At 57.4% G+C, this 23567-nt stretch carries 21 protein-coding genes and 1 tRNA gene; 9 read left to right on the top strand and 13 right to left on the bottom strand.

All coding sequences use genetic code 11. The features are described 5' to 3' along the window. From SIAM614_RS12030 to lptF, 4 genes are all read right to left on the bottom strand, one after another. The coding region (locus tag SIAM614_RS12030) for a SurA N-terminal domain-containing protein (RefSeq protein ID WP_198137313.1) at nt 1-437 on the bottom strand (437 nt) is incomplete at its 3' end. A gap of 148 nt (nt 438-585) precedes the next feature. Further along, nucleotides 586-2907, bottom strand: coding sequence for an LPS-assembly protein LptD (locus SIAM614_RS12035; protein WP_006934786.1), 2322 nt, complete (start codon nt 2905-2907; stop codon nt 586-588). A gap of 58 nt (nt 2908-2965) precedes the next feature. Continuing rightward, nucleotides 2966-4060 (bottom strand): LPS export ABC transporter permease LptG, encoded by a 1095-nt coding sequence (gene lptG, locus SIAM614_RS12040; RefSeq protein WP_006934787.1) that lies wholly within the window; start codon nt 4058-4060, stop codon nt 2966-2968. Beyond that, nucleotides 4057-5244 carry an LPS export ABC transporter permease LptF gene (lptF, locus tag SIAM614_RS12045; protein ID WP_006934788.1) on the bottom strand — a complete coding sequence of 396 codons (1188 nt, stop codon included), beginning with the start codon at nt 5242-5244 and terminating at the stop codon, nt 4057-4059. The genes lptG and lptF overlap by 4 nt, the downstream gene beginning before the upstream one ends. 237 nt (nt 5245-5481) lie before the next feature. Between lptF and SIAM614_RS12050 the strand changes: the two genes are divergently transcribed. The 3 genes from SIAM614_RS12050 (at nt 5482) to SIAM614_RS12060 (ending at nt 8432) form a co-directional block, all read left to right on the top strand. Beyond that, nucleotides 5482-6981: a leucyl aminopeptidase gene (locus SIAM614_RS12050; protein WP_040440088.1), complete on the top strand. Its 1500-nt coding sequence runs from the start codon at nt 5482-5484 to the stop codon at nt 6979-6981. Nucleotides 6982-7501: 520 nt separating this feature from the next. Continuing rightward, nucleotides 7502-7954, top strand: a complete 453-nt coding sequence (locus SIAM614_RS12055) for a DNA polymerase III subunit chi (RefSeq protein ID WP_006934791.1) — start codon at nt 7502-7504, stop codon at nt 7952-7954. Between the two features lie 85 nt (nt 7955-8039). Then, the gene (locus SIAM614_RS12060) at nt 8040-8432 is read left to right on the top strand and encodes a rhodanese-like domain-containing protein (RefSeq protein WP_040440027.1); all 393 of its coding nucleotides are present in this window, start codon (nt 8040-8042) and stop codon (nt 8430-8432) included. Nucleotides 8433-8455: 23 nt separating this feature from the next. On the opposite strand, the gene SIAM614_RS30540 is transcribed toward SIAM614_RS12060, so the two are convergent. From SIAM614_RS30540 to SIAM614_RS12080, 4 genes are all read right to left on the bottom strand, one after another. Then, nucleotides 8456-9688 (bottom strand): hypothetical protein, encoded by a 1233-nt coding sequence (locus SIAM614_RS30540; protein WP_006934793.1) that lies wholly within the window; start codon nt 9686-9688, stop codon nt 8456-8458. 161 nt (nt 9689-9849) lie between these two features. Further along, nucleotides 9850-10548 (bottom strand): HAD family hydrolase, encoded by a 699-nt coding sequence (locus SIAM614_RS12070; protein WP_006934794.1) that lies wholly within the window; start codon nt 10546-10548, stop codon nt 9850-9852. Beyond that, nucleotides 10548-12431: an ABC-F family ATP-binding cassette domain-containing protein gene (locus SIAM614_RS12075; RefSeq protein ID WP_006934795.1), complete on the bottom strand. Its 1884-nt coding sequence runs from the start codon at nt 12429-12431 to the stop codon at nt 10548-10550. Before SIAM614_RS12075 ends, SIAM614_RS12070 begins: the two co-directional genes overlap by 1 nt. Before the next feature lie 113 nt (nt 12432-12544). Then, nucleotides 12545-13615, bottom strand: coding sequence for an alpha/beta hydrolase family protein (locus tag SIAM614_RS12080; protein ID WP_006934796.1), 1071 nt, complete (start codon nt 13613-13615; stop codon nt 12545-12547). A gap of 153 nt (nt 13616-13768) precedes the next feature. Here SIAM614_RS12080 and SIAM614_RS12085 point away from each other — a divergent pair, with 153 nt between their 5' ends. After that, complete coding sequence (locus SIAM614_RS12085; protein WP_006934797.1) at nt 13769-14797, top strand: helix-turn-helix transcriptional regulator; 1029 nt, start codon at nt 13769-13771, stop codon at nt 14795-14797. Here the strand turns inward: SIAM614_RS12085 and SIAM614_RS12090 are convergent. Further along, the gene (locus SIAM614_RS12090; RefSeq protein WP_006934798.1) at nt 14782-15675 is read right to left on the bottom strand and encodes a DUF4344 domain-containing metallopeptidase; all 894 of its coding nucleotides are present in this window, start codon (nt 15673-15675) and stop codon (nt 14782-14784) included. The two genes, SIAM614_RS12085 and SIAM614_RS12090, sit on opposite strands and share 16 nt — an antisense overlap. A gap of 245 nt (nt 15676-15920) precedes the next feature. Here SIAM614_RS12090 and ndk point away from each other — a divergent pair, with 245 nt between their 5' ends. The 5 genes from ndk (at nt 15921) to SIAM614_RS12110 (ending at nt 20375) form a co-directional block, all read left to right on the top strand. Continuing rightward, on the top strand, nt 15921-16343 hold the full coding sequence (ndk, locus tag SIAM614_RS12095) for a nucleoside-diphosphate kinase (RefSeq protein WP_006934799.1): 423 nt from the start codon (nt 15921-15923) through the stop codon (nt 16341-16343). Between the two features lie 168 nt (nt 16344-16511). Further along, nucleotides 16512-16688 (top strand): hypothetical protein, encoded by a 177-nt coding sequence (locus tag SIAM614_RS32735; RefSeq protein WP_006934800.1) that lies wholly within the window; start codon nt 16512-16514, stop codon nt 16686-16688. 48 nt (nt 16689-16736) lie between these two features. After that, nucleotides 16737-17645, top strand: a complete 909-nt coding sequence (locus tag SIAM614_RS12100) for a YHYH protein (protein ID WP_267871943.1) — start codon at nt 16737-16739, stop codon at nt 17643-17645. Nucleotides 17646-17732: 87 nt separating this feature from the next. Continuing rightward, nucleotides 17733-18170, top strand: coding sequence for an EF-hand domain-containing protein (locus SIAM614_RS12105; RefSeq protein WP_006934804.1), 438 nt, complete (start codon nt 17733-17735; stop codon nt 18168-18170). A gap of 105 nt (nt 18171-18275) precedes the next feature. Beyond that, complete coding sequence (locus SIAM614_RS12110; RefSeq protein ID WP_006934805.1) at nt 18276-20375, top strand: molybdopterin-containing oxidoreductase family protein; 2100 nt, start codon at nt 18276-18278, stop codon at nt 20373-20375. A gap of 8 nt (nt 20376-20383) precedes the next feature. On the opposite strand, the gene SIAM614_RS31980 is transcribed toward SIAM614_RS12110, so the two are convergent. From SIAM614_RS31980 to SIAM614_RS12120, 4 genes are all read right to left on the bottom strand, one after another. Further along, complete coding sequence (locus tag SIAM614_RS31980; protein WP_157139822.1) at nt 20384-21283, bottom strand: hypothetical protein; 900 nt, start codon at nt 21281-21283, stop codon at nt 20384-20386. A gap of 13 nt (nt 21284-21296) precedes the next feature. Next, nucleotides 21297-21402 (bottom strand) — tRNA-OTHER (locus SIAM614_RS31985). A 149-nt stretch (nt 21403-21551) separates the two neighbouring features. After that, complete coding sequence (locus SIAM614_RS12115) at nt 21552-21959, bottom strand: DUF983 domain-containing protein (RefSeq protein WP_006934808.1); 408 nt, start codon at nt 21957-21959, stop codon at nt 21552-21554. 171 nt (nt 21960-22130) lie between these two features. Further along, nucleotides 22131-23540, bottom strand: coding sequence for an aminotransferase-like domain-containing protein (locus SIAM614_RS12120; RefSeq protein ID WP_006934810.1), 1410 nt, complete (start codon nt 23538-23540; stop codon nt 22131-22133). Nucleotides 23541-23567: the final 27 nt, after the last annotated feature.

A 23567-nucleotide genomic window follows, 5' to 3' on the forward strand; every position in this document is an offset into this window, starting at 1 on the left:
ACTTCGATCCGGCCACTGAAACGGGACCGAAGGACCTGGTTCCAGGCAAGCTGCGCCTTGAGGCGCTCCTTCAAGGTATCCGGTTGAACACCGCCACTGCGAAGCGCCTTGGATAGCTGGGCCGGAGACATCTTCACATTGCGAGCAATGTTGTTGAAAGCGTTGTCGACTTCCGACTTGCTGACGTCGATGCCGACTCGTTCGGCTTCGGCAAGCTTGACCTGGTCGTCAACCAACTCCTCTTCCGCCTGTTTCTTGGCGATGGATGCAGACTTGCGCTGCGTCATCGTTATCAGTCGGGCACGTTGGCTGATGTCGTAGTCGGTAATCGGCACATCGTTGACGATGATCTTGATCGCTGCATGGGAAGGCGTGGCCAGCGGTGCCGCCAGCATCAAAGCTAGTCCGAAGAAAACCGGAACGATACGAAGTCGCATTTAATAACCATCCGTGCTGGCTTGAGGCCAAACCGAAGTTCGTTGTTTTGTGACATGATGTTTCGCATATCATGCCCGAAATTTCAAAGGTTCCCCGCATCATGCCTTTTTTCGTGGCGGCATGATGACCTGTGACCGGCGATAAAGACTAGTTGAGAGCGCCGCTCGAAACCTGTGTCGTGCCGATGGTCCTCAAACCGATACGGAAATAGAGCGTCCGGTTGACTTCATCGCCGTCGTTGCGGCTGCGGTCTTCCGCATAGGTGACAGACAGCGAAAAGCCTTCGTCGTCATACCCGACGCCAAGGCCGTCCTGCACAATATTGCTGTTTTGCAGATCGTACCGCATAGAGCCGAAAATACGCCAGTTTTCTTCCAGACGAAGGCTTGCCGAGCCGAGCAGTTCCTCGCGCGGATCATCGATACCGACATCCGGCTGTGCGTTCAGGAACGCATAGGCGAGGGAAGAAACCACCGGTCCGTAGATACCGCTGGCCTGCGCCTGGATCCGGTTTACGGAGAAATCTTCCTTGTCGAGCCGGGCCTGAGCACCGACCTTGATGCCGTATTGCGTGTCCAGGTAAAGGCTGCCGACGTAATCGGACAGGTTGGTTTCCAGACCGGAATCCTGTGTCGCGCCGAGAATATCCGGAATGGCATACGAGTTGTCGCCGGCAAGTTGATAGGACCGGCCGAACAGGCCGCTGACGTAGTAGCCACTATCCAGTTGGAGCTTGTAGTTCAGACCAACGTTAAGGCGCGTGCCGCCTTCGGCGCGGTCAAAGCCAGAGAACTTGTCATAGTCGAACAGGGTTGTCGTATCGAAGACAATGCTTTGTGCGTCGTCGTTCGGTAGTTCGCCGATCCGTTGTTCGTTCGGACGGGCAACGATCTGAGCCACAGGCTCCAGGATCTGGTTGCCGCCGTCGAACGTCGCAATGAACGGGTAGCGATATTCCAGACCGATCGCCGGCATCGCACGGCCGACGAAGCTTTCGCCGGTCAAGGCGGTTACGTCGGAATCGGGGGAGGCCAGAAAGAACAGATCGCCGCGCATATAGGCAAATGGCGTGAAGGACTGTCCGAGCGGATCGATAAACGTCCGGCGCCAGTTGCCCTTGACGGATACACGCGAGAAGGTGCCGTCGATGCCGCGGAATTTCGCAGTCGATCCGCCATCGATGGAAAAGGCGTCCGTTTCATCCCGTGTCAGCGAGGTGAAATTGGCCGTCAGCGCCAGTTCCCCGGCAAGAATCGGATCTGCGAACACATAGTCATAATCGATGACAGGCAGCACGAGGGGCTGCTTGTCCTGCAAGGAACTTCCGACGGGAGAGAAGCCGTTGGCGTTGAACTGGCTGTCCGTGTAGTCCTCCTGCGAGATCTGATAGGCATAGGCTTTTACCGACAGCGCGTTGCGATCCGTCCTGCCTTCAAGATAAATCGTCGAAGTTTCGCTATTACCACCGAAACTAGAAAAAGAATAATCACTGAAGAACTGACGGTCGCTCTTGTAGGTCAGGTTCCAGCCTAGGGTCCAGTCGCGTGCAATGTTGAACGAGGCCGTGGAATTGACAGCACCGCGCCAACGGTCATCTGCGCGATCTGTCGTGAAATTGTCTGGCTGCGCCTGGAAAAGGCCCGCTGCGGACACGCTGACTTCGCCGGCCACGAACCTGTGCCGGTATTCGACATCACCGAACACGCCCTGCTTTGTCAGCGGGGTGAGGATCGTGGTGACATCGTAATAAGGGCTGAGAGCCCAGTAATAGGGAACGCTGACGCCGTAACCGAGTTTGTCGGAAACAATACCGCTCGGCATCAGGAAACCGGATTTTCGTTTGACGGACGGGTCCGGTATCGAAAGAAACGGCAGATACGCAATCGGCTGACCATAAACCTCGAAGGCTGCGTTTTCGAACCGAATGATCTTTTCCTGCTGATTGTGGATGATCTTCTCGGCCCGCACGCGCCAGAGCGGCGGCTTGTTCGGCGGGTTGGTCGGTTTGGTGTAGACCGTGTAGACACCGTTATCGATGGTCGTGACGTTGTTGCCTTCACGCCGTGCTTGCTCGGCCAGGAAACGGGTGCGCCGCGTCGTATCGATCTGCAAGGCGCGCGCAAAGCCTTCCGAGAAATCCTCTGAAAGGACCATCTCTTCCGTACGCACGACATTGCCGTTCGATTCGATGAAGATCACGTTGCCCGACGCTTTGAGCTGCTGGCTCTTTCGGTCAAACACAATCTGTTGGGCCTGGACGGTGCTGCCGTCGTAATAGACCTGCACATCGCCGGTCGCGACGATGAGGTCGCGGTCAAAATCGTAGGTGATCTCGCTGGACTCGAGCAGCAATTCGGCTTCGGGATCAAGGTTCCCGGCCAGGCTGCTTGTCAGGTCCTGCGCGGCAGCAGGGACTGTGTACCCATGGCAAAGGGTTGCTGCAATGGCGCATACGCTCGCCGCAGCCAACAATCTGCCTTTTTTGGCCCAAGTCTCTGTTGTCAGAAAAACTGGAAAAGTCATCGCTTTATCCGTCTTCCTGATTCAAGAGAATTGTCAAACCCATGAGTACTCCAAATATTCCCGGCGCCCATGCCGCCACCAAGGGAGGGACAATACCCGCGCCCCCGAAGTCCTTGGCAAGTTCGGTTAGAACGTAAAGCACGAACCCGGAAAGGATTCCACCCAGAATCATACTTCCCAAACCGCCAAACCTCGAAACTTTAAGGGAAACCGCCGCTGCTATCAAAATCATAGCGACCAAAAGAAGCGGGCGGGCGAGGAGAGTCTGATACTGCAAATTGTAACGGTAAGCAGGTAACCCAGCGTTTCTGGCCAATTCGATGAAACGCGGCAAATTCCAGAACGAAATCGATTCGGGTGATCCGATGCTTTCGCGAACTTCAGTTGCTGTCAGGAATGTGCTGATCTGATACTGCCCGTAAGGCTGTGGATCCTGTTCGGTCGTATAGACGATGGCATTTTCCAGGTACCAGATCTGGTCCCCCAGCCGTGCTTCATCGGCCTCGATCCGCTCGCGGAAAGTGCCATCCTTGTCGAAGGTGAAAATGGTAACGCCCCGAAGGAGCGTGCCCCCCTCCAGCAATTGCTTGGCAAGCAACACCGATTCTCCGTCAAGGCCGTCCTGGCGAACCCAGACATCGTTTGAGGATTGAAGCAGAAAACTCTGCTCCGAACCGAACAGCCCGGCCGCTACCTCGTCGGACTTCTGCTGAAACCAGACGGCGGCGGGATTGTAGACCGTGATGGAGAGGATGCCGAGGATGATCCCGACGAGGATCGCAGGAAGAGAAAACTGCCAGACGGAGATCCCGGAGGCGCGTGCTACCACCAGCTCAAGCGCGCGGCTCAGCGTTACGAAGGCTGCAATGGCTCCGAAGAGCACGGTGAAGGGAATGACCTGCTCAAGAAGCAGCGGCACCCGAAGCGCGGAAATCATCGCAACGCGCAAGACCGAAAACCCCTCACGGTCACCGCCGCGCCGCACCAGTTCCAGGACGTCGAACAGATAGATCAGAACCGCCGCAAACAGGAAAAGACCGAGAATGGCTTTCAGAAAGCGGCCAGAAAAATACAGCGACAAAGTCCGTCCCAGGATCATGCGACACCTCCTGGTTTGCGTCCGTGCAAACAGTCGCTCAGAGCGTCCAGTCTATCCTGAACGGAGTGTTGCAGATCTGTGAGCCAACGCGGCTGCGAGCCACCTTGTTCCCGGAAAATCGAGATAAGCGCAAGCACCGCGCCGGTAATCGGAACGACATAAAGCAGGCTGAGAAGCACAGTCGAAGTGCCCGAAATTGCGGTGACTCCAAAGCCGGTCGTCCGCAGCAGCACACAGGAGCAAATCGCTCCAAGGACAGCAAAGCCGCGGCCTTGACGCGTGGTTCTTGCCTTGCCCAGAAACGCAAACACGATCAGGCCGAAGGCCAGGCAATAAAGCGGCTGGCTGAAGCGTTCGTGCAGTTCCTGCACCAGTTTGTCCGGGTTCTTCAGCGCGTATTCGTCGTGCCTGCCTGGCGACATCAAATTCAGGGTGCTTCGCTCGCTGGCTTTGTAGACCGGTTCGCCGGCTTCCGGAATGAGGTTTGAAAGATCGAACGCATAGGACTGGAAACGAACGATTGAAATATCGCCCTGCTGTTTCGGCCGTCTTTGTATCGTACCGTTCTGCATGACGAGAAGCGTGCGGTCCGCGGCCTCTACGATCTGGCCAGTGTCGGCCTGATAGGTAAAGGCGGTCTCCGGATCGCGCGTGTCATGCATCAAGAGACCGTCCAGCGTGCCTTTGCCGGAGCGGTTGCGAATGTGAAAGGTCAGCCCGTCTTCAACTGTGATGAAGCGGCCGGGCTTCACGATATTGGCGACAAGATCTGCGCGCACGCGGGTGATCTCGGTGCGCAGTTGTGCCAGGCCTGCCGGAGCCACGTAGAGCGACATGCTGGCGGTCAGCAGCATGACCACAAGGGAGAAGAGCATGACCGGCTTCAGAACCAGAAACCTGGAGCCGCCGCTGGCGTCGATGACGATCAGCTCGCTGTCTCCCGACAAGGAGTTGAGAACGAGTATCAGGGCGATCATCAGGGCAAACGGAGCAACAATGACGATCAGGAAAGGCAGGGCGAGCATCGTAATGCCGATGAACTGGACGATGGTCTGACCCTTTGAGGTCACCAGGTCCAGTTGTCGCAAGGCCTGGGTTGCCCAAACCACTCCCGTCATCGCTGCAATCGTGAGGGTGAAAGCATAGACAGTCCGGCGAATGATGTAACGTTCAATCGTTTTCATAACAGTGCCGGCACATGTCCCTGCAAAAATGACGATAATCGGCCTGGGACCGAATAACACGGAATGTGGTGAATGGCCCATGAATAAGAATGGTAAATATACATTAATTTTTGTCGCCCTTGCCGAAAAGCTGTTGAAACCCCATGATTTGACAGGAAAATCACAATTCACGGGATAGGGCATTTTTTCTTGCCACCGCCCAACCGCTCCGAACAGAAAAAGCAACGGGACCGAAGCATGACCAAGCTTGCAAAACTGAACTTTTCCAAGGCTGAAGCGCCGCAAGGCGGGGTGGCCGTAATCCTGGCCGGCAGTGACCTCAGCCTCGGCCCGATTGCAGAGGAGGTTGTTTCGGGCATCGAGGGCGGCCTGAAGCGTCCGGCCGGTATCGCAGGTTTTTCCGGAAAGAAGAAGACAAGTCTCGATCTGGTCGCGCCTGCAGGGTCCGGTCTCGACCGGCTGATCGTCTTCGGTATCGGCGACGCTGCCGAATTGACCGGTGACGACTGGCGGGCTTTCGGCGGCGCCGTCTTTGCCGAGCTGCAGAAAACTAAGGCCGAAGCAGCGACGGTGCTTCTGGACGCGCCGGGCGATGCGGATCCATCCGGTGCATCGGCTGCAGAATTCGCTATGGGAATTAAGCTCCGCGCCTACGCCTTCGACGCCTACAAGACCGTCAAGAAGGACGATGACAAGCCCAAGAATATGAAGGTGACGCTGTCCGTCGCCGATCAGAAGTCTTCGAAAAAAGCCTGGTCTTCCGCCGAGGCCATTGCCGATGGCGTGATTCTGGCCCGTGATCTTGTGAATGAACCTGCAAACGTCCTGGGGCCGGTGGAGTTTGCCGCAAAAGCCAAGGAACTGGAGGCTCTGGGAGTCGAAGTCGAGGTTCTCGGCGAAAAGGAAATGAAGAAACTGAAGATGGCGGCCTTGCTTGGGGTTGCCCAGGGGTCGACCCGCCCGCCCCAATTGGCCGTGATGCGCTGGAATGGTGGCAAGAAGGGGGAGGCCCCGGTCGCTTTTGTCGGTAAGGGCGTGGTGTTCGATACCGGTGGTATTTCGATCAAGCCGGCAGCGGGCATGGAGGAGATGAAAGGCGATATGGGTGGCGCCGCCGCCGTTGTCGGTGCCATGCACGCGATCGCAGGCCGCAAGGCCAAGGCGAACGTGATCGGTATCATCGGTCTCGTCGAAAACATGCCGGACGGCAATGCGCAGCGTCCCGGTGACATTGTCACCGCCATGTCCGGAACCACCATCGAGATACTGAACACGGATGCTGAAGGCCGTTTGGTCCTGGCAGACGCGCTCTGGTACACTCAGGAGAAATACAAGCCTGCGATCATGATTGATCTGGCAACGCTCACAGGCGCGGTGCTTGTTGCTCTCGGCAATCTCAACGCCGGGCTTTTCTCCAACGACGATGCTCTTGCTGACAAGCTGCTGGCATCGGCCAAGGCAAGCGGCGAGCCGCTCTGGCGCCTGCCACTGTCGAAGGAATATGACAAGATCATCGACACGCCCAACGCGGACGTCAAGAACACCGGTGGCCGCTGGGCCGGGTCCATCACCGCGGCTCAGTTCCTGCAGCGTTTTACAAACGACGTGCCTTGGGCACATCTGGACATCGCAGGAACCGCATTCGGTGCGCCGAAAGACGACATCTGCCAGAGCTGGGCGTCAGGCTACGGCGTTCGTTTGCTGAATCAGCTTGTCGCGGATCACTACGAAGGCTGAGACCAACGTTGTCGGCCCTTCGCGCTGTCTTGGCAGGGAGGGCCGCATCGGGTTCCACTGCCATGAGGCAAAGAAAAACCCGCCGTAAAAGGCGGGTTTTTCGAAATAGACTGTCGACCCTGGATCAGCAGGTCTTGTAGGTCTGGCAGGCCGTTGCCGGTTCAACCAGAAGCCCCATACCCAGTGTCGCGCCTGCAACGACAGCAACCAATGCAAAAAACACAACGACACGCGCAAGCATTCACCAAATCCCTTTTTGCGCTGGCTCCAGAAAACCGGTCACCAGCCACATTACTGATCCATGGCCAAATCAGTTGATCATTGGATCGTCCCCGGGGACGAAACCTAGCCAATCGACATTTTCGAAGGGTTAATGATACGAGTCTTATGGCCTGTCCATGTCATGTTTGTCCCTGGGGAAATTTGGACACACGGGTGTTGCAGGCCTGCACCACATTCCGGTAGGCCAGTGGATAACGGAAAGCGAGAGTGCAAATGAAGCGTCGAAACAGGGTCAAGCATGAGCGTTGAAGTTGTATTCTATCACCTTTTGCACAAGCCGCTGGAAATGGCGCTGCCGCAGCTTCTGCAGAAGTGCCTGGAACGGGACTGGAAGGTCGTCGTCCAGACGGGAACCGAGGAGCGATGCAGCGCTCTGGATGCCCATTTGTGGACCTTCACGGACGATGGTTTTCTTCCGCATGGCACCAAGGCGGACGGGTATTCCGAACACCAGCCGATTTATCTCACGGCAGACCAGGACAACCCGAACGACGCCGATGTGAGGTTTCTGGTCGACAGGGCGACACCACCCCCGCTGACCGCCTACAAGCGTGCGATCTATATGTTTGATGGCAACGACACTGACGCCGTTCAGGAAGCACGTAACCGCTGGAAAGAAGCCAAGGCGGAAGGCTTCGAAATCGCTTACTGGCAACAGACCGAAGCCGGCGGCTGGGAACGCAAGGCCTAGGCTGGCGCGGCTTCAGGGGCGGATGAGCAATTGGGAATAAGTTCGGCCGTGATGCTTTGCGATGCCGGCAGTGGAGGAAAGTCTCATGAAAAAGCTGAAAATGTCCTCGGCGGATATGGTTGCCAAAGCCAGGGCCCGGATCGAGGAAGTCGATACCGGCGCTGCCATTGCGCTAGTGGGTGATCCCGATGTCGTCTTCATCGATCTGCGCGATGTGCGCGAGCGTCAGAAGCTCGGTTTCATTCCCGGCAGTGTTCACTGCCCGCGTGGCATGATCGAATTTTGGGTAGATCCGGAGAGCCCCTATCACAAGGAGGTCTTCTCACAGGACAAGCGCTTCATCTTCCACTGTGCCGCAGGGTGGCGCTCTGCGCTCACAGTCGCAATGCTTCAGGATATGGGCTTTGAGGCCGCACATCTGAAAGACGGTTTCGCGGATTGGGTCGAGCAGGGCGGTCCTGTCGAACAGAAAGACTGAAAGGACCGCCCCGCCTGAATGAACTAGTTGGAACTCGAAATCAGGCGAAGGTCATCCGGATTGGTGTCTGACCCGTCCGATCCGTCACTGGCGTCAGCGGTTTCATCCGGATCGAGCGGATCCGCGCCGTCGTCCTGGGCTTCGGTTGCTTCGCGGATTTCATCGATCTTGCCGACGTAGTCGCCGACCCCGAGAACCTGCTTGGCCCAGTCGAGCATTTCCTCGTCGACGTAGTCGTCGCCATATTCGCGGACACGGTTCTCGTTGGCCATTGCCAGCAACGCTTCTTCAAGCGCTTCGTCAGAGACATCCCCGGAAAGTCCGTCGAGTGTGGTCTTTTCTGCTTCATATTGGGCTTCAGCCGTTTTGAAATCCGAATAGGCGTCGCTTTGCAGGGCGTTTTCAAGCGCCAGTCGTTCGGTTTCGAGAGCGGTCAGCTCGTCTTCGGTCAATTCGGTCGTATCGAGGCTTTCAAGCTCGGAGAGCCGGTCTTCAAGCTGTTGAGCCGTGAGGCCCTCATAGGCAAAGCCATCATAGCTGTCCACATCCTGCAGCAGACTGTCGAACAAGGTACGAGCCGTCAAAAGGTCCTGCTCAAGCCCTTGCAGATCCGCGGACAGACGCTCGTAGGCGAGGTTGTCGTTGATGTAGGCCTGGATTGCGGCCAGGTGCGGGTCGTTGGAATTGAGATAGGCGTGGTAGTTCCGGTTCAGGGAATTCAGCCGGCCAAGTTTGGCGTTGAAGTTCTTAGGTTTGCCTGCCGGGCTTGCCTGCGGAGTTACGGCAATGCTCGCCAGTGTAGCGCGCTCGGCTTTGGGCAGCCGGTGGCTTGCCGTGCCGCTCTTGCCCTTCGAGGCGGTCTGACGCTTGCCGGACGTCTTTGAGTTCTCGGTGCCGAAAACGGAATTCAGGAAGCCTCCGAGGCCGTTCCCGTTGCCGTTGTTCGATTTGGCCTGCTTTGAACCGTTGCCGCGGTTGAAAATGCCAAAGCTCTTGTTGCCGTTACCGTTGGAAGCGGAGTTTCCACCCCGGTTGGAGTTTCCGCTGTTGCCCTTGTTGCCGGAATTTCCCTTGTTTCCGCCACCGTTGCCATTGCCGCCGGAATTTCCGTTGCCGCCACCGCCGTTTCCATTACCATTCTTGGCAAATGCCTTGTCCACTTGGAAGGAAAGGTGAGGCACGTCGGGGGAAAGGGAAGGCGCAACCACGAGCGCAGTAGCACCGAGAAAAAGTGTGACGGTTCTGGAGAGGGGCATTGCATATCCTGATCGGAGGCGTGCGAAAAATCTAACCCTGCGAAAACACTCGCGGCTGTACCGCAAAGGTGCCGTCAGGGTCTGAATGTTCATTTACGACAACCCGTCAGAATTTATTTGTTTTCACCTCTGGTCAGATTTTTCAGCCACTTAGCTTTGCTTTAGCTCAGACGAGCGAGTAACTGCGGCACCTTGCCGATATGGTCCAGCCGATAAAATCTGTCGTGACCACGCGGCTCGTCCGCGTCTTCCAATGCCCAGGTGAGTTCATAGGGAACATGAACGCCATAAGCACCCGCATCCAGCGCCGGCAGGATGTCCGACTTCAGCGAGTTGCCGACCATCAGAGCTTCGCCTGGGCCGCTGCCGTGGCGGGAAAACAGCGAGCGGTAAGTCTCGTCGGTTTTTTCCGACACGATCTCGATTGCATCAAAATAGACATCGAGGCCGGAAGCCGTCACCTTGCGCTCCTGGTCAAACAGATCGCCCTTCGTGATCAGCACCAGTTTGAAAGACGACTTTACCTTCTGCAGTGTCTCTTCCACGAAGGGAAGCGGTTCCACGGGGTGTGTCATCATTTCACGCCCGGCTTCCAGGATCTCGGCGATGACATCCGCAGGCACCTGCCGGTCTGTCACCTCGATCGCCGTCTCGATCATGGAAAGGGTAAAGCCCTTCACACCGTAGCCGTAGTGAAGGACGTTGCGTTTTTCCGCAGCCAGAAGCCGTTCGGCCAGATGATCCTTGTCGGTATACTCGCCAAGCAAGGCTGCAAAGCGTTCTTCCGTCAGCCTGAACACACGTTCATTGTGCCAGAGCGTGTCGTCGGCATCGAAACCGAGTGTCGTGATCGTGGCCATCAGGAAGCCTCCTCGAATTCAGCGGACAGTTCCAGCCAGTCCTCCTCGGTCTTGATCAGCTTCTTCTCGCAGAAAGCCCGTTCCTTGGCGAATTTGGCAGCCCGTTCGGGGTCTTTGGCAAAGAACTCCGGATCGGCGAGCGCTTCATCCAGCTTGATGATCTTGTCCTGAAGGCGCTTCATTTCCTTTTCGGCGGCATCGATCTTCTGTTTCAGCGGCTTCAAGAGTTCGCGTTTGACGGCAGCATCGCGGCGTTTTTCCTGCGCGGTTGCCTTGTCGGCTTCCTCGGCGGCCTTGTCGCGGGCTTTCTGGACCGCTTCGGGTCCCTGAAGGATCAGCCGGCGATAGTCTTCCATGTCGCCGTCATAAGGCTCCACCTTGCCGTCGGCCACCAGCCAAAGCCGGTCGGCGCAGGCCTCGACGAGATGCCTGTCGTGGCTGATCAGGACAACTGCACCCTGGAAGTCGTTCAGCGCCATCACCAGCGCCTCACGGCTGTCGATATCCAGGTGGTTGGTCGGTTCGTCGAGGATCAGCAGGTGCGGACCGTCGAAGGTTGCCAGTCCCAGAAGCAGGCGTGCCTTTTCACCGCCGGACAGGTCTTTCGCGGGCGTATCCATCCGATCTGTCGGAAGGCCCATGCGGGCAACCCGGGCTCGCACTTTTGCCTCGGGGGCATCCAGCATCAGTTCGCGGACATGCGCGACAGCACTTTCCGCCGGTTTGAGTTCATCAAGCTGGTGCTGGGCGAAAAACGCGATCTTGAGTTTCGATGCCTTGGTGATCTCGCCGTCCATGGCGCCCAGACGGCCGGATATCAGCTTGGCGAATGTCGATTTGCCGTTGCCGTTGGCTCCCAGCAACGCAATCCGGTCATCGGTGTCGATGTTCAGTGTCAACCGTGACAGGATCTTGGTATCGCCATAGCCAGTCGACACGCCTTCCAGTTTCAGGATCGGCGGTGCAAGCTGGTTCTCCGGATCGGGGAAGTGGATCGGCTTGCTGCTCTCGTCGGTGAGGGCGGCAATCGGCTGCATCTTTTCAAGCATTTTCAACCGGGACTGCGCCTGCCGCGCCTTGCTGGCCTTGTAGCGGAACCGGTCGACAAACGCCTGCATATGCTTGCGCTGGGCGTCCTGCTTTTCTTTGGCCTTTTCGGCCAGGATCATCGCTTCGCGCCGTTGCCGGTCGAAGCTGTCATACCCGCCGGAATAATAGGTCATCTTGCCCCGGTCGAGATGGACGATGCTGTCGACGGCTTTGTTCAGAAGGTCCCTGTCGTGGGAGATCAGAAGCACCTGATGCGGGTAACGGGCGACATAGTTTTCCAGCCACATCGTGCCTTCCAGGTCGAGATAGTTCGTCGGCTCGTCGAGCAGAAGAAGATCGGGCTCGGAAAACAGAACCGCAGCCAGCGCGACACGCATGCGCCAGCCGCCCGAAAACGACGAACACGGCCGCTGCTGCGCGGCGGCATCAAAGCCGAGACCGGACAGGATCGCACCGGCTCTGGCTTCGGCCGTGTGGGCGCCGATGTCGGCGAGCCGGGTGTGGATCTCCGCAATCCGGGCCGGATCTGTCTGCGTTTCTGCTTCCGCCAGCAACTGGCTGCGTTCCTTGTCCGCTGCCAGCACGACTTCCATCAGGGTTTCTTCCGTTCCTGGCGCTTCCTGTGCCACCTGACCGATGCGCGCACGCTTCGGGATCTGCACAGAGCCTGTCTCGGTGGCAAGATCACCGGTGATGATCTTGAAAAGTGTCGATTTGCCCGCACCGTTTCGACCGACAAGACCTGTCTTGGCCTTGCCGGGAAGCGTAACGCTGGCTCTGTCGATCAGGAGGCGGTCTCCGATCCGATATGTAAGGTCCGTAATCTGCAACATGAGGCGGATGTTTGGCGGAGCGCCCTCGAGGATGCAAGTGGAAACCGGAGCAAAACCTCGTTCGGGCGGCGGGCTGTGGCATTGCTGCACTTTTGAGCCCGCCGCGCCCTGTCTCAAGGTTCCAGGAAGGCAAGAATTTCCGCCAGGATACGTTGATGTTGCTCTTCGCGTTCCTTGCTGCCTTTGATGCATACGATTTCGTCACCCGGCTCATATTCTTCCAGGATGGCAAAGCCTTCCGGCTTGCACACACCCATGAAGTCGAAATGTCCGGCATTAGCCAATTCCACATGGTGGACCTTGTCGGCCGGCAGGGCAGCGGCCAGCGCACGCGACTCGATTTCCTGATTCAGCATGTCGGCACGCTGCGAACCCAGAACGAGAACCGGGATGTCGATGGCGCTCAGGCTGTCGCGGGAAAGGACCGGCGTTCCGCCAAGATCCAGGCTGATGACCTTGGTCAGCCGTGGGTCCTTTCGGGATTTTGCCATCTCGCTCCGGTCGTCCTCCGTTTTTGCGATGGACCAACCGGTCAGCACCTGGCAGGCAAGCGGCAGTTCCTCACCCGAACACTCACGCTCATACCGGTCAGGTTCGAATTCAGCACCAGCTAAAAGCAGGACTGTGAAGCCGCCGAGGGAATGGCCGGCCGCATAGATCCGTTCCGGGTCGATCCTGTCCTTGTAAGGGCTGTCCTCGATCAGGAAGCTGATAAGGCGAGACAGGTCGACGGGCCTGTCCCAGAGCTTGCGGGTTTGGTCGGGATCGCGCAGGAAAGAGCTGGTGCCCGGATGATTGACCATGGCAACGAAATAGCCGCGCCGGGCAAGTTCGGAGCCGAGCCAGGCCTGGTTGAACGTGTTGCCGTACATACCGTGCGATACGACAACGAGCGGAAATATGCCTTCGGCGGCTTTGCCGTCAGGATCGGCCAGCGCCATTTGCCAGACTTTGCTCGTGTCTGCCCGGGGCAGAATGTCTGGCGTTGCGGTTGGATACCAGATGTCACCTTCAAGGGGCCGGTCCTTGCGTGCATCCCCGATGGTGATCTTGGTGACACCCGGCCCGTAGCGAAGTGTATCCTCGGCAAGCGCACCTGTCGCGAGACTCAGCGCACCGGCAAGTGACGCAGCAAACCAAAACAGCCGAATGGGCCGAACGAGGCGGTTGGATGACGGATACATGGAACCTCCAGGGGTGTTAGCAGGAAGTCCTTGAGATGCGCTTCGCCAGACCTGTTGACAATTGCCTCGGAGGCGATGTCCTGTCCTCAAACGTGATAAAGGACAGGATCTGCAAGGTGTTTTGTCACCACAGCCGAGCGCTTTGGACCAAAGATGATCAGCATTCCGGTGTCTTTCCTGCTTGCCGCACTGTTCGCAGGGCTCGCCCTGGCGACCCTGGCCTGGCGGTCTCTGCCTGGACATGCACGCGGAATGTTTGCCGGCGTGTTTTGCCTGATGGCGGTCGAGGCGTCCTTGGTTGGAATGCGTTTTGCCTATGGGCATTTCGAGTTTCTTGCGGTTCAACGGATTCTGCCCGTGTGGATAGCGCCGCTCATTTATCTGGCCTTCATTTCCCTCACGGTTACCGCCGAAAGAGCCCGGCAACTGATTGCATGGAACCTTGGGGCGGCGGCCATTTTGACGATAGCGTTGAATTTGCCGGTGCCGGTGACCGGGTATGTCGATGGGGTGATCGGGATGAGCTACGTGGTCTATTCGCTGGCTCTCGCACGGATCTGGATCAACGGGCAGGACGTCTTTGCCGAAGCGCCGACCAACATGGGCGGTCTGCTGCACAAGCTGCTTCTCTTCTCCATATTGGTCATGGTGGCCACGCTCCTGATCGATGCTCTCGTCGCGTATCTGTTTGCCCAAGAAAGACAGGGGGCAGCAGCTCTGGCAATTTCCGGGGCAAGCCTGTTTTTCCTGGTGATCGCAGTTGGAGCCGCCATCGGATTTCTGGGCACTCGGTTCGGGCGGTCCGGGAATACTGGGAAGGAGTTTGCTGCAGGCGATGCGCAGCAGGCAGAACTGGTTGAAGCTGCCAGAAGGGTTCTGATCGCTCAGGAGTTTTTCAGAGACCCTTCGCTAACACTCACGCGCCTTGCCCGCCGGGTGGGCGTGCCGGACCGGGATCTGTCCAGGGCAGTCAATGCCGTTGAGGGTGTCAACGTCAGCCAGTTCGTCAATCTGGTCCGCCTTGCCGAAGCGGAGCGACTGCTGGTGACGACGGAGGAACCGATCGGCAAGATCCAGGAACAGGCCGGGTTTCTCACCCGTTCAAATTTTTACCGGGAGTTTCAGAAGGCGTATGGCGCGGCGCCAGGTGTCTACCGCAAGAACGCTCAATCCGCTTTCTGAGCGTTTTCATCCTCGTCCGGTACGCTTAGATAGATCTCCGCCAGACCGGCAAGCAACTCGTGGCAAAGGATGACTTCACGTTTGTCCGGATCCCAGAAGGCATTTTCCTCGCCGCAGGCCGCCGCGCGGAAGGTGACGGACCTGGGCAGATCGTAGAACGTGTCGAATTCTTTGGCGACCAGTTCCATCAGCCCGCTTTCCTTCAGAAACAGGGCCATAGGCCCCATATCCCGGGATGCCGGATCATGGACAACCTTGATCTTACCCCCGGGCGTATCGCTGTCTCTCAGGTAGGGATCGGTCACGGATTCCCAGGAAGCTGACGCCTGTTCATAGTCGAACGCGCAGCTTTCGATCCGCTCTTCGGGCAGATCCAGATCTCGGGCGAAGTCCAGAAAGGCGTCCTCATCGGCGCCCACCATCAGACACAGCATCTTGTAACCGCGCTGCTGGTCCAGATCGTGTTCATCGTAGAAAACGAGATCGTCGTAATTTTCTTCCGCGATCAGGAACCAGCCGATCATCGCCTGGGTGAGGTAGAGGTCCATGTCGTCGGTGTCAGCCCCGAGCATGGAAACGGTCGCCAGATTGTCGACTGCGTCTTCTTCCTGCGCCAGAACGGGAAGTTCCAATTCCGAAATCAGCATGTGTCCGCTCTCGTGGTAGAGCGTGAACAGCGTGTTGCCTGCCACGAAGACAAAAAGCTCTTCAAGCTGTTCGGGAGAGAGAGCTGCAAGCTTTGCGGATAGCGTGGGGTATGTCTGCGGAGTGTCGCTTGCCTGTGCATTGGCAACTGCCGGCGCGGCAGCAAAGCTGAGCCAGAGCGATGCGGCTGCGCCGAAAAGGAGCGTCGGCAAGAGCGCGAAGCGTTCGATCATGGTGTCATTCCCGAAAAAGAGCGCCGCAAACCAACCGCGCGAGCTTTGCCACTGCAAGCCAACTTAGGCAGCCGCCTGAGTGTTTGCCAGCACCATATTCAGACACAAAGCGGTTACCGACATCAAAATGTCATGCCCTGGCCCCCTTGCGGGCGTGACAGTGCCCCGGTATTAAGGCCGCGAAATTTTAAAAATCCGGAACCGGCACTCCGCCGGTCCGCTGCTGAAACGAGAAAGATGAAACCATGGCGATTGAACGCACGTTTTCCATGATCAAGCCGGACGCCACCAAGCGCAACCTGACCGGCGCCATCACCGCCAAGCTTGAAGAAGCCGGCCTGCGCGTCGTTGCATCCAAGCGCGTTTGGATGTCCCTGCGCGAAGCAGAAGCATTCTATGCGGTTCACAAGGAACGTCCGTTCTTCGGCGAACTGACCGAATTCATGTCTTCCGGCCCGACCGTCGTTCAGGTTCTGGAAGGCGAAAACGCCATTTCAAAGAACCGTGAAGTCATGGGCGCGACCAACCCGGCTGACGCTGCAGAAGGCACGATCCGCAAGGAATACGCGCTGTCCATCGGCGAAAACTCCGTTCACGGTTCCGATGCGGCTGAAACCGCTGCCGAAGAAATCGCTTTCTGGTTCTCCGGTGTCGAACTCGTCGGCTAATCTTCGGACAATCAGTTGACTTTAAAGCCGGTCCCCTGGGGCCGGCTTTTTTCGTTTTCCAGCCTGTCTCCCGTTACATCACGTTACACTTTGATGCGATTGTCTGACAGCGTCTTGCTCTCTTAAGCCCCATACTCTGCTTGTGGGCGAAGAGATCGGGAGAAAGCGATGCGCATATCCATAGCGCTTGCCGGCGTATTGATTGCGACACCGGCTGCCGCGCATGACAGCACGTCACCGCTGGCGGGTGAAGAAGCCGTCGAACATGCCCATATTGCAGACGAGATCTGGAACCTGTTTTTGCCGAAGGCGGAAGCCTCGGCCGACATTTTCCGTCGACGGTAACTACCGCCATATCCATGCCGATGGCTATCCGGTGCAACCACCCGGGCAATTTCCCAACCGCGGCAACCCGCACGCCATTTCAAGGAAGAACTACAATCTGAAAGTCCCTCTGGTTCCACACAAGAACGCTGGCGCGACCAAGGCGCAGGAGCGGTGTTCGGCATCGCCGTGAACGGTGTCGTCATGGATCCCGGCACTGCGGAGTACTGGCAGAACGACCGGCGGTCAGGGTGGAACTACGAGGCGCTGGGCGGTGCCTGCAAGCTGGGGCTCGACAAATACAATGCCCACGTCCAGCCGAATGGCACCTACCATTATCACGGCATTCCGAACGGGGTCCTGGCTTCGGAAAATGGCACGTCGGTTCCTGCCTTGCTTGGCTTTGCCGCCGACGGCTTTCCGATCTACGGCCCCTATGGGTATTCCGATCCAAAGCAGACCTCAGGCCTGAAGACGCTGAAGAGCAGCTACAGTCTGAAGTCAGGCACCCGGCCGGGCGGACCGGGCGGCCGATACAATGGCAAGTTCACACAGGACTGGGCCTATGTTGCCGGCGCCGGCGACCTCGACCAGTGCAACGGCCGTTTCGCGGTTACGCCGGAATATCCCAAGGGCACTTATCACTATGTGCTCACCGATACGTTTCCGTTCATACCGCGCTGCTGGATGGGCAACCCCGACAGCAGTTTCCTGCGCCTGAAGCGCGGCGGTATGCGGGGAGATCTTCAAAACGAAAACAACCTTCCAACGGTCGATTTTGCCGCGCTGTCGGACAACAGCAAAGCTGCGGCCACGCTTGTCCAGGCCCAGGGCGGGCACCCGCCGAGATTTTTGCCGGGAGGCCGTCCGCCGCCTCCGGGGCAGGGTCCGGGATTTGGTCCGCGCAATGGCGGCCCGCAACCCGGCGGACGCCCGGGTGCCGGGCAAGGAGGACGGTCGCCCTGTAGCGGCAGTTGACTGGAAACAGAAAGTGCGTGGCCGCCACGCACTTTTTTTGAAAGAATAACATTCAAGAATTCGAACATTATAAAGAAAGGAAAGAACATGAAAACGATCACTCTCGGAGCGGCTCTCATTCTGGCAATCTCCGGCGCTGGTTGGGCCGCAGAAGGCCCGGGCGCTCACTTCGTTGAAAACTGGGACCTGGATGGCGACGGTGCAGTGACGGTTGTGGAAGCGCGTGAACGGCGCAGCGACGTCTTTGCCAGCTTTGACGCCAATGAGGATGGCTTTCTGGATGCGGAGGAATACGTCCTGTTCGATGAGGCAAGAGCGCAGGACCAGGCTGCAAATGAACCCCAGGGAATGGGGCGGGGAGCCGGCAACCCTGCAAACGGCATGGCGCTGGACGTCAATGATACCGATGGTGACGGCAAGGTCTCCGAGGCCGAATTCCTCGATAATGCACAGGCATGGATCGAAATGATCGACCGCAATGGCGATGGCGTTGTGACCATGGCGGATTTCGGTCAGCGCAGGTAAAAATTCCCGCGTCGATAGCGGGTAAAAGCGGCCATCTGACTTGACAGGTGGCCGCGCTGGGGGAACCTTGCCGGCCTCACGTTCGAGGAAATTCAGTAAGGCATCATGACCCAGCAGCCGCCCAAGAGCACTTTTTCCGCCTGTCCGCACGATTGCCCGTCGACCTGTGCGCTCGAGGTGCATTTCTATCCGCATGGAGACGTGCGACGGCTCAACGGTGCCAAGGACAATGATTATACCGCAGGCGTGATCTGCGCCAAGGTCGCACGCTATCCCGAACGGCTCTACCATCCAGAGCGCCTGTTGAAGCCGTTGCGGCGCACCGGCAAAAAGGGAGAGAGCTGTTTTGAGGAAATCTCCTGGGATGCGGCGCTGGACCTGATTGCCGAAAAGTTTCTGGCAGCAGAAGCTGAATTCGGCGCCGAAAGCGTCTGGCCCTATCACTACGCCGGAACGATGGGCATGGTGCAGCGGGACAGCATTCACCGGCTCCGCCACTCCAAGGGCTACTCGCGCCAGTTCGACAGTTTCTGCACCAACATGGCCTGGACGGGCTACGTTGCTGGCACCGGCAAGCTGGCAGGCCCTGATCCGCGTGAGATGGCTGTTTCCGACCAGATAGTCATCTGGGGCACCAACCCGGTTGCGACCCAGGTCAACGTGATGACCCACGCCATTGCTGCCCGCAAGAAGCGAGGCGCGCGTATCATAGTCGTCGATGTTTATGAAACCGAGACGATGAAGCAGGCAGACCTGGGCATCATCCTGAAGCCCGGCACGGATGCCGCGCTTGCCTGCGCTGTCATGCATGTGCTGTTTCGTGATGGTTACGCTGATCGAGACTATCTGGAAACCTACACGGACTGTCCGGCCGAGCTGGAAGCGCATCTGAAGACCAAGACACCGGAATGGGCTGCGGCGATCACGGGTCTCGACGCCTCCCGGATCGAGGAGTTGGCGCGCCTGATCGGGACAGTCAAGAAGACCTATTTCCGCCTCGGCTACGGCTTCACCCGGTCTCGCAACGGGGCCGTCGGCATGCATGCCGCCAGTTCCATTGCCGCAGTCACCGGCTGCTGGAAGGAAGAAGGCGGCGGGGCCTTCCACAACAACGGGGCTATCTACCGTCTCAACAAGGAAATGATTGAAGCCGGTTCGCTGAAGGATCCGGCTGTGCGTGCCCTCGACCAGAGCCTGGTCGGCCGCATCCTGACGGGGGACGAGGCGGCGCTGCTTGGCGGTCCTCCTGTCAAGGCAATGCTGATCCAGAACACCAACCCGGCGTCGGTGGCACCGGAACAGGATCTGGTGAAGCAGGGCTTCGCCCGCGAGGATCTCTTTACCGTTGTCCACGAACACTTCCTGACCGAAACAGCGCAGATGGCTGACATCGTGCTGCCGGCAACCCAGTTCCTGGAGCATGACGATCTCTATAAAGGGGGCGGTCACCAGTATCTGATGCTGGGGCCAAAAGCTGTCGAGCCGCCGGAAGGGCCACGCGAGAACATATTTGTTATCAATGAGATCGCCCGGCGCGTTGACTCAAAATCTCACCCCGGGTTCGATATGAGCGCGCGCGACCATATCGACTGGATGCTGCGCAACTCCAACTATGGAACGCTTGCGGATCTCGAGGCTGGAAAGTGGATCGACTTGCAGCCCGACTTCGAGACGGCGCATTATCTCAGCGGCTTTGGTCATGCCGACGGCAAGTTCCACTTCAAGGCTGACTGGGGCCGGTCGACAGCGCCCAACAAACCGGAAGACGGAACTGTTTTTGGCCCCTGGCAGACAATGCCCGAGCTACCGGACCAATGGGACAGCATCGAACTTGCCGACGAGCAGCATCCGTTCCGTCTGGTGACATCGCCGGCCCGCTCGTTCCTCAATTCGACGTTCAACGAGACAGACGGATCAAGGAAGAAGGAAGGCCGACCGGAAGTCTGGCTGCGTCCGGAAGAGGCGGAGCGCTTTGGCATTGAAGACGGTGCCAAAGTGAAGATGGGCAACCGGCGCGGCGTCGTCACGCTGCACGCGCGGCATGTCGCGACCGTCGCACCTGGAACCGTGATCTCGGAGGGTATCTGGCCGAATGATGCCTTCGAGGACGGCCGCGGCATCAACACGCTTACCGGTGCCGACCCGGTGGCACCTTATGGCGGCGCGGCGTTTCACGATACGGCGGTCTGGGTGAGGTTGAGCTAAGTGTTATGCTAAATGTTCAAGTCTAGCTCTGAAATTAACGCTTTTGGTGTAAAAGACGAGTACTTTAAGATTAAATTCTCTGAAAATTCAGATGAATATCCATATTTTCTGTCACTTGAAAATCCATAATTTGTCAGCATTGATTTAAGCCTTCTTGATCTTTCTTCTTCGTTTCTTCCCCATATACTTTGTATGATTTTCATTTTGTTTTTAGAGGTGATGTTAACATGATTTTTAATCACTTCTCTCAAGTAAGGCTCCGGATTGAGTTGGTTCAATTGAAGTTCATCTAAAACTTCGATGTATTTATGAACCGCTCTGATAATTGATGTAATTTCTTTCAAAGTTGGCGGATTTTCCTTTCTAAAGTCATTCACCAAGCGACTTGTGTCCATGCCTTGAAAGGTGTTTTTATACCATTGTAAGTTTTCTTCTAGAGTGTTCAAGTGTACGGTGTCTAATCTTTCTTCGCTAGTGGAGTGTACAAGTTCATTTCTCCAGAAAATCATAATATTAATAAGTGCGGTTAGGCAGATATTTGGTTGAGAATAGTATTTATCTAGACTGTTGAAACGTTTGGCTACGCTTCTTCCTGATGTGTCGATTGACTTCTTTGGGGTTTCACATTGAATTAGGGCGGGTTCTCTGCGTGACCAGATTATGTACGCGTCAAGAGAGTCGGTTGCTCGCACCAAGGCCATTTCTAAAGTCATTATTCGGCTTCTTGCCGCGGAAGTAGCTGCGTCTTTTGGAGCCCAAGTTGTTCTAAGGTGTTCCGGGCACTCGGTGATGAGTTTATTTTCAACCGCGTCCAAACCAACTAAAATTGTAATTATGAGATGGTTAGCTTGACCGAGAAGTTGCTTGAAGCGACTTCTTGCGGGAGTTTGATTAAGATATAAATTCATTTCAGCAATTTCTTGGTGCATCGGACACGATTTGAACGCGTATCTATCACTTTTATAGAACCCTCCTCGGTGAGAGGGTTCACTGAAGGTGATCGCTTTACCAATTAAGCTACCGATGCTCATCCTATTTTATTTAGAGGCTTGCGTTCGGTCAATATTTCTCCCCAAAGATTTAATTTTTCTGAAGAAAAAGGCGGTGCATCCCCGTCCGATGTCACCGCCTGCCTCGGAAAAACCAGATCCTTGCCCGGCTTGGGGCTTCCGGATGTCAGACCTGGCTTTCCGGGGATTGGGAAACGGGCGTGGCAAGCTTGCCTTCTTCCGCCTTGTAGAAATACTGGCTGGAGACCAGCCATCCCTTGAGTGGCCTCAACAACGGGATGCAGGTCACGAGGATCAGCGGCAGGGTCGTCACCAGATGCACCCAGTAGGGGGCAGTGAAGGCGATTTCGAGCCAGATCGCAAAGGCGACCGCTGGAATGCAGCCAAAGCAGATGACGAAAAACGCGGGCCCGTCCGCAGGGTCGGCAAAGCTGTAATCAAGCCCGCAATGGTCGCATTGCGGTTTCAGCTTCAGGAAGCCGTCGAAGATCGAACCTTCACCGCAACGCGGGCAGCGGCCCTTGATGCCGGTGCGGATCGGCGGAATTTTCGGCCAGCTTTGTTGAGTGGTCATGGAACACCTTTTCCTGCGAGAGGTCTTCCGGTAAGTGCCGGAGACGTTTATCCAGTCAATTAGAGAATGATTGGATTTATTTGCAGTCAAAGATAAAGCAATTTGCCGACATGGCAAGTCACTCGCCTGCGGCAGATTGGCCGGGGGCGTACGCAGTCATTTTGGTTTCACTCAGAAGTAGGTGGAGGTTTTGTCCGGCGTTGAGGCCAGCGCTTCGGAAATGACCCTCAGCGCGCTGTCGATCTGTGCACGGTCATGTGGCCCGCCGAGACACAGCCGCACGGCTTCGTCGGCTTTGCCGTTGATTGTAAATGCATCGCTTTCGACAACGCCAACCGGCTGGTTTCGCATCTGGCTGACGAAGGCCGGGCGGGACCAGCCATGCGGCAAGGAAAGCCAGAGGTGAAAGCCGTCCGGGTCGGCCTCGAACTTCAGGCCTTTCAGATGGCGTGCAGCCAGTTCCTGCCGGGCCGCGCTTTCGCTGCGAATGTGCCGAAGCAGGGCCTTGGCGGTGCCGTCTTCGATCCACCGCGTGGCGAGGGCTGTGTTGAGAGGTGAAATCATGATGCATGACGTGCGTTGCGAGCGGCTGAACTGCCAGGCCGCGCTCCGGTCAGGTGCAAGGACATGGGCCAGCCGCAGGCCAGCTCCAACGCTTTTGGAAAGAGAGCCGATATACCAGGTCACGTCCGGAGCGAGGGCGGCAATCGGCGGCATTTCCTTGCGGCTGAGCTGGCCGTAGGGGTCGTCCTCCAGGATTGGGACAACGTGGCGCTGCGCGACGGCTGCAAGGTCGCGGCGCCGCCGCTCCGTAAGAGTTCGGGTGGTGGGATTGTGAAGGGTCGGGTTGAGATAAAGCGCTTTCAAACGCCCATCGAGACAGGCGTCCTGAAAGGCGGCAGGGTCGATGCCTTCATCATCGCTCGGCAATCCGCGCAATTCCAGGCGAAGTTGCCCGCAGATGGAGCGGATCCCGGGATAGGTGACGGCTTCACAGGCGATCCTGTCGCCCGGTTCGCAGAGCGTTGCAAGAATATTGGCAAGGGCAGCCTGAGCGCCCGGAGCATACAGGATATCTTCCGGAGCGGGCTTGAGGCCAACACCGGCAAGCCATTGCGCTGCCGCCTGCGGATCCGGGTCTTTCTCGGCAATTGTCTGGTAGCGCAACAGCGGGATGAGATCGGCTGACAGCGCGGTAACGCCTTCTCGCATGCGTGCGATCAGGTTCGGATCGCTGACTTCCGGGGGCAGGTTCATTGAAAAATCGGGTGCTGACAGGCGTCTGGCGTCACGTGCCGCAAGGCCACCGCCCAGCTTGGCGCCGTTGAGATGCCTGTCCGGACTGGTAACGAAAGTACCGCTGCCGACCATGGAGGAAATCACACCGCGCCGCCGCGCCTCGGTATAGCCGCGGGCAACGGTCGTGAAATCGAGCCCCAGCCGGGCCGCCAACTGGCGTTGCGCGGGCAACCTGTCTCCAGGGGAAAGGCGTCCGGCGCGGATATCCGCTTCTATGGCGTCAGCGATCGCGGCATAGCGCGGGGCATTGCTGGCGGAAAGATCCGGGCACCATTCGGTCATGACGAATTGTCTTTCAAATTGACTGGA

It is taken from the genome of Roseibium aggregatum IAM 12614 (assembly GCF_000168975.1).
Lineage (GTDB): Bacteria > Pseudomonadota > Alphaproteobacteria > Rhizobiales > Stappiaceae > Roseibium > Roseibium aggregatum.

Excerpts from the sequence above, each read along its gene's own strand:
- lptG (WP_006934787.1), bottom strand. The coding sequence starts at position 4,060 with ATGATCCTGGGACGGACTTTGTCGCTGTATTTTTCTGGCCGCTTTCTG.
- lptF (WP_006934788.1), bottom strand. The coding sequence starts at position 5,244 with ATGAAAACGATTGAACGTTACATCATTCGCCGGACTGTCTATGCTTTC.
- SIAM614_RS12050 (WP_040440088.1), top strand. The coding sequence starts at position 5,482 with ATGACCAAGCTTGCAAAACTGAACTTTTCCAAGGCTGAAGCGCCGCAA.
- SIAM614_RS12055 (WP_006934791.1), top strand. The coding sequence starts at position 7,502 with ATGAGCGTTGAAGTTGTATTCTATCACCTTTTGCACAAGCCGCTGGAA.
- SIAM614_RS12060 (WP_040440027.1), top strand. The coding sequence starts at position 8,040 with ATGAAAAAGCTGAAAATGTCCTCGGCGGATATGGTTGCCAAAGCCAGG.
- SIAM614_RS30540 (WP_006934793.1), bottom strand. The coding sequence starts at position 9,688 with ATGCCCCTCTCCAGAACCGTCACACTTTTTCTCGGTGCTACTGCGCTC.
- SIAM614_RS12070 (WP_006934794.1), bottom strand. The coding sequence starts at position 10,548 with ATGGCCACGATCACGACACTCGGTTTCGATGCCGACGACACGCTCTGG.
- SIAM614_RS12075 (WP_006934795.1), bottom strand. The coding sequence starts at position 12,431 with ATGTTGCAGATTACGGACCTTACATATCGGATCGGAGACCGCCTCCTG.
- SIAM614_RS12080 (WP_006934796.1), bottom strand. The coding sequence starts at position 13,615 with ATGTATCCGTCATCCAACCGCCTCGTTCGGCCCATTCGGCTGTTTTGG.
- SIAM614_RS12085 (WP_006934797.1), top strand. The coding sequence starts at position 13,769 with ATGATCAGCATTCCGGTGTCTTTCCTGCTTGCCGCACTGTTCGCAGGG.
- SIAM614_RS12090 (WP_006934798.1), bottom strand. The coding sequence starts at position 15,675 with ATGATCGAACGCTTCGCGCTCTTGCCGACGCTCCTTTTCGGCGCAGCC.
- ndk (WP_006934799.1), top strand. The coding sequence starts at position 15,921 with ATGGCGATTGAACGCACGTTTTCCATGATCAAGCCGGACGCCACCAAG.
- SIAM614_RS32735 (WP_006934800.1), top strand. The coding sequence starts at position 16,512 with ATGCGCATATCCATAGCGCTTGCCGGCGTATTGATTGCGACACCGGCT.
- SIAM614_RS12105 (WP_006934804.1), top strand. The coding sequence starts at position 17,733 with ATGAAAACGATCACTCTCGGAGCGGCTCTCATTCTGGCAATCTCCGGC.
- SIAM614_RS12110 (WP_006934805.1), top strand. The coding sequence starts at position 18,276 with ATGACCCAGCAGCCGCCCAAGAGCACTTTTTCCGCCTGTCCGCACGAT.
- SIAM614_RS31980 (WP_157139822.1), bottom strand. The coding sequence starts at position 21,283 with ATGAATTTATATCTTAATCAAACTCCCGCAAGAAGTCGCTTCAAGCAA.
- SIAM614_RS12115 (WP_006934808.1), bottom strand. The coding sequence starts at position 21,959 with ATGACCACTCAACAAAGCTGGCCGAAAATTCCGCCGATCCGCACCGGC.
- SIAM614_RS12120 (WP_006934810.1), bottom strand. The coding sequence starts at position 23,540 with ATGACCGAATGGTGCCCGGATCTTTCCGCCAGCAATGCCCCGCGCTAT.